This is a genomic window from Leucobacter sp. M11, assembly GCF_035726885.1.
Taxonomy (GTDB): Bacteria; Actinomycetota; Actinomycetes; order Actinomycetales; family Microbacteriaceae; genus JAPFRB01.
In genome coordinates this window covers 435,961-443,387 of record NZ_JAPFRB010000003.1, presented here as the reverse complement: position 1 = coordinate 443,387, position 7,427 = coordinate 435,961, and the positions used below count along the sequence as shown (strand labels likewise).

At 67.2% G+C, this 7,427-nt stretch carries 6 protein-coding genes; 4 read left to right on the top strand and 2 right to left on the bottom strand.

Annotation, left to right across the window (positions count from 1 at the left end):
* On the bottom strand, positions 1 to 1,436 hold a 1,436-nt coding region (locus OOT08_RS10440), incomplete at its 3' end, for an ABC transporter substrate-binding protein (RefSeq protein WP_325092588.1).
* 97 nt (positions 1,437 to 1,533) lie between these two features.
* Between OOT08_RS10440 and OOT08_RS10435 the strand changes: the two genes are divergently transcribed.
* On the top strand, positions 1,534 to 2,646 hold the full coding sequence (locus tag OOT08_RS10435; RefSeq protein WP_325092587.1) for a LacI family DNA-binding transcriptional regulator: 1,113 nt from the start codon (positions 1,534 to 1,536) through the stop codon (positions 2,644 to 2,646).
* On the opposite strand, the gene OOT08_RS10430 is transcribed toward OOT08_RS10435, so the two are convergent.
* Positions 2,643 to 3,671, bottom strand: coding sequence for a LacI family DNA-binding transcriptional regulator (locus OOT08_RS10430; RefSeq protein ID WP_325092586.1), 1,029 nt, complete (start codon positions 3,669 to 3,671; stop codon positions 2,643 to 2,645). The two genes, OOT08_RS10435 and OOT08_RS10430, sit on opposite strands and share 4 nt — an antisense overlap.
* 212 nt (positions 3,672 to 3,883) lie before the next feature.
* On the opposite strand from OOT08_RS10430, the gene OOT08_RS10425 reads away from it, so the two are divergent.
* Genes OOT08_RS10425 through OOT08_RS10415 form a run of 3 tightly spaced genes read left to right on the top strand, consistent with a single transcriptional unit; the run spans position 3,884 to position 7,353 of the window.
* Positions 3,884 to 5,503 carry an ABC transporter substrate-binding protein gene (locus OOT08_RS10425; RefSeq protein WP_325092585.1) on the top strand — a complete coding sequence of 540 codons (1,620 nt, stop codon included), beginning with the start codon at positions 3,884 to 3,886 and terminating at the stop codon, positions 5,501 to 5,503.
* Between the two features lie 9 nt (positions 5,504 to 5,512).
* Entirely contained in the window at positions 5,513 to 6,484 is a 972-nt protein-coding gene (locus OOT08_RS10420) for an ABC transporter permease (protein WP_325092584.1), read from the top strand.
* Positions 6,481 to 7,353, top strand: a complete 873-nt coding sequence (locus OOT08_RS10415) for an ABC transporter permease (protein ID WP_325092583.1) — start codon at positions 6,481 to 6,483, stop codon at positions 7,351 to 7,353. Before OOT08_RS10420 ends, OOT08_RS10415 begins: the two co-directional genes overlap by 4 nt.
* The last annotated feature ends 74 nt before the right edge of the window (positions 7,354 to 7,427 follow it).

Sequence of the window (7,427 nt, the reverse complement as noted above, 5' to 3'; positions counted from 1 at the left end):
ATGAGTTCATCGATCTCGGGCACACTGATGCCGGTGTAGTTCTGGGTCCCCCCGGTGGCGAGGATCGCCGACCAGAACGTCAGGGGGTCTGGCACGTCCATGTAGTTCGTCGTGACGAAGCCGTCGTAGGCGTTGCGCACCTCGGGATCGGTGAAGAACGTGCCGTACCCGTCACTCGGCACGGCGACCGGCTCCACCGTCATGCCCAGTTCGGTTGCCACGTTGGAGAGCTCGGAGAGCACGTCTGCGTAGTACGTCCGCTCGGCGGGGTAGGCGATCCGGATGGGCGTGGTCAGATCAGCCGTGGCTTCGTCGAGGGCGGCACGTGCCGCGTCCAGGTCCGCTCCGGTTCCGGGGAGGTCCTGCCGACCCGCCTCGTTGATCGCGGCGGAGGAGGACCACCCGCCGTCGGGCACGATAGAACTGGCCGCGGTGGCGGTGCCCTCGAACACGGTCTCGGCGAGCAGGTCGCGGTCGAGGCCCGCGAGCAGCGCCCGACGCACGGCCGGGTCCCCGAAGGTTCCCTGCCCGGTGCTGATCACCGCGAGCATTTGGGTGGACCGTCCCAGGGTCAGCGTGCCCGTCGTTGAGGAGCTGAGCGTGGAGACCGAGCTGAGCGGGACATCATAGGAACCCTGGATCTCGCCGCCGTTGAGCGCCGCGGTGATCGCGGCGGCGTCGGTGATGAAGTGAATATCCACGCGCGGGCTGACGGGGGTGAGCGTCTCGTCCCAGTAGTGCTCGTTCGCGGACAGGGCGATCTTCGACCCGCTCGTCCACTTCTCGACCTGGTAGGGGCCGGTGCACATCACGCCGACCTCGGGGTTGCCGTAGTCGTCTCCGGCAGCCGTTCGATGCGCCTCCTGCACGACGGAGCCCAGAGGCGTGGCCATGTACGAGTTGAAAGTGGCGTCGGGCTGCTTCAACCGCACCGTGATCTCGTGCGCTGCGGTCGTCTCGATGCTGGCAACGTTTGCGCTGATGTCCCCCGCCCAGAAGCTTCCCTCCGCGGGGTCCAGGTGACGTTTGAGGCTGAAGAGCACGTCCGCGTCGCTCATCGGGGTGCCGTCCCAGAACGTGACCCCGTCCCGCAGCTGATACACGTAGGTCTGGGGGTCCGGCGTCGCCACCGAGGCGGCCAGGGCCGGAACGATGCTGTTGTCCGGCTGGATCCGCATCAGGCTCTCGCAGAGGTTCGCCACAACGGTGTTCTCGCTGTAATTGAACGCTTTGATGGGGTCGATGGTGTTCGGCTCGCCATAGGGGACGTTCCAGCTGACGAGGTCCACGGGGCCGCTTGCGGGCGGGGTGGTTACGGCCAGGTCGGCGACCGTCAGTGGACCGTCGCCTGCTGTTTCCGGGGGATTGCCGGCGGGGGAACAGCCCGCGATGGCGAGGACGCTGAGCGCCGCGACGGCGATCTTGATGCTTCTCACGATGACTCCTCATTGAGTTTCTTGGGGGTAGCTTGGACCTCCCAAAACGATTTGGGTGCGTCCGTGAAGAACAAGTTAGCACCCCACAGCCAAAAATGTGAAACGATTTGGGTTCCACGATCACTCGGAGGCCATATTGCAGTCCCCGGCACCCGGCAGCGCCCGGCGCCCGGCGCGAGCCAGCACAATCAAAGACGTCGCCGCGCACGCGGGCGTTTCGATCACCACGGTCTCCCACGCGCTCAACAACAAGGGCACCGTCAGCGAGCGGACCAAGCAGAAAGTCCTCGAGTCAGCCGCGGCCCTCGGGTACCGGGCGAACGCCATCGCCCGGGGTCTGCGCACGAACCGCACCGGGGTCATCAGCCTCGTGATGCGCCCGCTCGACTGGCTGGGCGAGTATCAGCCCGTCGGAGTCGACTACTTCATGCGCCTCGTCGGGGCCGCCGCGGTCAGCGCCCTGGACGAGGGCTTCACCCTGCTCCTGGTGCGCGACCCCACTCGAGAGGGAAACCAGAGCATTACGCTCGCCGTCGACGGGTGCATCATCGCGGACCCCGAGGCCGGCGACCCCGTGATCGACGTCATGCGCGAGCGCGGGATTCCCATCGTCTCGATCGGCCGGGACGTCGCGCGGGACGACTTCACTGATTGGATCGGCGATCCCGGCACCGAGCAGGCCAATCAAATCCTCGGGCTCATGCGGGACACCGGAGCGCGCCGCTTTCTCACGGTCATTGGCACGCAGACAAACGCCTGGAACAAAGACAGCCTCCTCGCCTGCCTGGCTTGGGCCGAGGCGAATCCGGACTGCGAACTTGCGATCGAGCGGCTCTCCGAGAGCGAGGGCTTCGAGGGCGGCGTCCGCTTCGGCCAGGCGCTCGCGGCGCAGGCGACCGAGGGCCGCCCGCTGCCCGACGCGATCTATGCCCTCACCGGGCGGCACGCCGCCGGAATCGTTGACGGGTTGGTTCGCGCGGGGGTCGACGTCCCTGGCCGGGTGCAAGTAGCCAGCGGCAACGACTCAGAGCAGTGCCGGGCCTCCGTCCCGACCGTGACCGCGGTCAACCTCCGGCCCGAGGTGCTCGGCCGCGAAGCGGTGCTGCTCCTGCTGAACCGCATCGAGGGGGGCAGCGAGCCGGCCAAGCTCGTGGCCCCGATTTTCCTGGAGCGCGAGAGCACCCGGCGCGCCGAGCACGGCCAGCCTTAGGCACCCGGCGCCGGCCGATCGGTCGATCCTCGTGCCAACAGTCGGGTCGGCACGCGGCGCCGGCCCTCACGAGGGGTCCCGCGAGTGAGCCCGTCCAGCAGCGAGACCGTCTCGTGGGCGAGCACCTCAGGGTTCAGGTCGATTGAGGTAATGGCGGGAGCGGCAAACCTGGTTTGATCGCAGTCCGAGCCCGCGATGAGCATGACCTCCTCCGGGACCCGGACCCCCCGCTCCTGGAGCTCGGCCTGCAAGCCAGCCGCGTGGCGGCCAGTCAGGCAGTGCACGGCGTCCGGCAACCCCTCCGCCAGCAAGCGGCGCGCGATCTCCCGGCCCCCGTCCTCCCCTCGGCCCTCGGGAAGATGCATGATCCGGGGCGCGGCCCCCCGCGCCAACACCCATTCCCGATAGGCGTCCTCGCAGTCGATGTTCCACGAGTTGCGGTCGGTTCCCCCGAGGAACAAAATATCGTGCGCTCCTCGCTCCGCAAGATGGTCCAGCGCCCCCAACGTCGCCGCCCGGTCATCCGAGGCGGCCCACGCCGCGAAGTCCTCGCTCAACAGATTCCGGCCGAGCGTCACATAGGGAATCTCTCGTCGCTCCAGGAGCGTCACCACGGGGTCGTCCTCCACCGGGTCCGTCACGATATACCCGTCCAGCGAGAAGGCAAGCGGGGTCACGGGGCCTCGGGTCAAATCCGCCACCTGCATCAGGCTGAGCCCCCGGTCGAGCGCGCTCACCGCGGCCGCCCCGGAGAACCGCAGGAAGTAGTCGACCCCGGCCGGACTGTAATAGCCCAGCGAGTCAAGGGGGCGCAGCACGATCCCGATCACGCCCATTCGGGAGCGCCGGAGACCCCGGGCAAGCGCATCGGCTTGGTACCTCATCTCCTCCGCGACACGCTTCACCCTCGCCCGCGTTTCCTCCGAAAGCGTGCCCTTGTCGTTCAGGGCGTGCGAGACCGCGGTGATGGACACGCCCGCTTTGGCGGCGACGTCCCGGATCGTAATACCCCGTCTCCCGGCCATATCTGCTCCTTTGCATCGGCAACAGCATAGCCGGAAGCAAATCGATTTATATATCGGGGAGGAAAAATTGCATAAAACGTTTTACGTGCGTAGCTTGTTGTCCCTACCGGTCCTGGGGGCGCGTCGCACGGCAGCGCTCGACGCCCGCACTCCGGTGGACGCGATTGGCCACCGGCTCCTCGCACCCCCACTGAATGCCAAAGGAGTCAGCGGTGTCTTCACCAACCACCATCATGAAAACAGCGGCGACGTTCGCCCTCGTCGGACTGCTCGCCGCCTGCAGCGCCGCCCCCGCGGCGGGCCCCCAGCAGCAGGAGGCGCAGCCCGGTTTCCTCGCTGTGGCCGCCGAAAGCGACGCCACCGGATCGGCGACCGTCCAGGTCGATTACGACACCTCTGAGGCCGACGGTCTCGACCCGCAGACCGCGCAGACCGCGCGCTCCTGGATGCTCATGGGCCTCGTCTACGAAACCCTCGTCACGACCGACGAAACCTTCGAGATCCAGCCAAAACTCGCCACCTCCTGGGAACAGCCCGACCCGCTGACCTACGTTTTCACGATCGATACGTCGGCCACCTTCTCAAACGGCCGAGCGATCACCACCACCGATGTCGCCGAGAGCCTGAAGCGACTGGTCGCCGGCGGAGGCGTCTGGTCCGGCCAGCTCGGCCCGGTCTCCTCGGTCACCGCGACGGACGCGTCCACGGTCACCGTACAGCTGGAATCCCCCTACGTGCCCTTCCTCGCGGCGCTCGCGAACACCCCGGCAGCCGTGCTGCCCATCAAGGAGATCGAGGAGGGGAGCATCGACGTGAAAACCGAGATGCTGGGCACCGGCCCCTACACGGTCGCTGCCCACCGCCAGGACAAGTCCTGGGACTTCGTGGCAAACCCGGGCTGGCGAGACGCCGAGAGCGTCCGGATCACTGATCTGACCGTGGAGATCGTGAGCCAGGAGTCCACCCGCCAGGCCGCGCTCCGGGAGGGGAGCGCCGATCTGGTGAACTTCAACAACGTCGATTCGCTCACGCTCCTCTCCGACGCGAAGAACGCGACGGTCGTCAATCAGTCCCAGAGCGACTTTTATTACTTGAACGTCAACTCTCAGCTCCCCGGTTCCCCGTTGGAGAACCAGGATGTGCGCTTCGCCATCAATACGGCGATCGATCGCCAAGCGCTTGCCGACCTCGCCCTGGCCGGCGAGAGCACGCCGACCGGGGTGACCCCGTCGAACCTCCCCGGGGCCTGCTCCGTGGCTGAGCTGCCCTCCGAGCAGGCAACCGTCGACGAGGCCAAGAAACTGATCGAGTCCAGCGGATTCGAGAACATCACCCTCACCCTGCTCGTCTACACCTCCGAGCCCGTGCTCGGACAGATGGCTCAGATCGTCCAGCAGCAGCTGGCTGACATCGGCGTCACCGTGAACATCGAGCAGTACGACAGCGCCACCTACAACGCCCGCGTCTTTTCGGAGCAGCCCGGAAACTTTGACCTGTCCCTCGGCTGGTTCGCCGGATACGGCGACCCCTCGATGGTCACCCGCTGGTGGAACCCCGAGGTCGCCGGGTTCAACGGCGGCTTTACCGGCAGCCACGATGACCTGAACGAGCTCATCGCGGCCGGCGCCGCCGAGACGGATGCGAGCAAGCGCGGCGAGATCCTCACGGAGCTGTGCCACACCGCGGACGAGTACTCCGAAATCGTGCCGCTCGTGCACCGCCCCTCCCTGCTCGGGGTCAACACCGCGTCGCTCAGCCCGACGATTCAGACCAACGAGGGCTACGGAAACTTCCTGCGTCACCTGACCGGCTTCACCCCGGTCGCACCGTAGGGGGGCGCCGTGTTCTCAACGCTTCGGTGGTCAGCGGGGCGCGTGCTCAGCGCTCTGCTGACCCTGCTTGGGGTCTCCGTGATCATTTTCGTCGCCGTCCGGCTCATGCCCGGTGGCTTCGAGGACATCATCCTTGGCCCGCTCGCCACAGACGCTGAGCGCGCAGCGCTGGTCGCCGCGTATGGGTTAGACCAGCCCATCCTGGTGCAGTATTTCGCCTGGATTGGACAGGTCCTCCAGGGCGACCTCGGGATGTCGCTGGTGACTCAGACGCCCGTCGCCACGGAACTCGCCCTCCGGATCCCCGTGACCGCGATGCTCACCGTGATGGCGATCCTCGCCACCCTGGTGATTGGGATCCCGCTCGGTGTGTGGACCGGGGTGCGCTCGACCGGGCGCAGCGGAGGCAAGGTGGCCCGGGTGGTCTCCAGCCTGGGAATTAGCGTTCCCGAGTTCGTGCTCGGCAGCATCGTTATCTACGTGTTCTCGCGCTTCGCACTCGGGCTCCAGGTCGGCGGTTTTTCTCAGGTCGGGGAGAGCTTTGGGGCGACCCTCCAGGCCCTGCTCCTGCCCGCGCTGGTGCTCACCGTGTTCTGCGTCGCGGCCACCGCACGCACCACCCGTGACGCGGTGATGAACGTGCTCGTCGAACCCCACATCGGCGCCGCGGTGGCCCGTGGGGAGACGCCATGGTACATCATTCGACACCACGTGCTCCGGAACGCGGGGATCCCCATCCTGACGCTCCTCGGGACGATCACGGCCTATCTCCTGGGCGGGGCGGTCATCATCGAGACCCTCTTCAACATTCCCGGGCTCGGTTCGTTCATGGTGACCGGACTCGACCGACGTGACTTTGCCGTGGTTCAGGCTGCCGTGCTGTTCGCGGCGGCGGTGTTCGTCACTGTCAGCCTCGTGCTCGATCTGTTGACGAGTGCGATCGACCCCCGGGTCGCAGTGACCGGAAAGCAGAAACAATGACCACCTATTCCCTTCCCGTTCTCCGCCGCGGCGCACGCACGCCGAAGCGGCCCCCGCGCGACGGCCTGTTCCTGACCGCGGTCATCACCCTCGCCAGCATCGTTGGGGTCGCGCTCCTCGCCCGCATCGCGCCGATAGCCGGAGACCCCGCCAAGATCGTCGGCCCCCGACTCAGCGCTCCGTCCGTGCAGTTCCCCCTCGGCACGGATGGCCTGGGGCGCTCGCTCCTCGCCCGACTGTTGGAGGGGGTCGGCACCACGCTCGTGCTCTCGGCGTTCGCCGTGCTGTGCACCGCGGTGATTAGCGTCGCGCTCGGACTCCTCGCCGGATACGTCGGCGGCTGGCTCCGTGAAGTCGTCATGCGCGTGGTCGATGTGCTGTATTCCTTCCCGTCGATCGTGCTCGCGATCCTGGTGGCCGCGGTGGTCGGGCCCGGCCAGACCGCGGCGCTGGCCAGCATCGTGCTCGTCACCGTGCCGCTCATGACCCGCATGGTGAGCGCGGCCGCGCTGGCCGTCGCCCAGCGCGACTTCGTCACCACCGCCAAGATCAGCGGGGTCTCCCTGCCCGTCATCCTGGTCCGCCACATCCTGCCCAACGTCAGCGGCACGATCGCCGTGCAGGGCACCTACGCCCTCTCGGTAGGGATCCTGGTCGAGGGGGGCCTGAGCTTCCTGGGGTACGGCGTGCAGCTGCCGCAGTCTTCCCTGGGCCTGCTCATCCAAGAGGGCGGCGTCTACATGGTGCATGCCCCCTGGCTGCTCTTCGGCCCAGCCGCAGTGCTGGTGATTGCCATCCTCGCCATCAACCTCATCGGGGATACCCTGCGCGACCGCCTCGACCCCCGAGAGACTCGGAGCCTGACATGACCCCCTCCAACACACCCCCCGTCGTCTCGATTGCTGGGCTGACCGCCGAGTATCGGACCCGACGCGGCGTCGTC

Coding starts and splice junctions, on each gene's coding strand:
- OOT08_RS10430 (WP_325092586.1), bottom strand. CDS start 3,671: ATGGCCGGGAGACGGGGTATTACGATCCGGGACGTCGCCGCCAAAGCG.
- OOT08_RS10415 (WP_325092583.1), top strand. CDS start 6,481: ATGACCACCTATTCCCTTCCCGTTCTCCGCCGCGGCGCACGCACGCCG.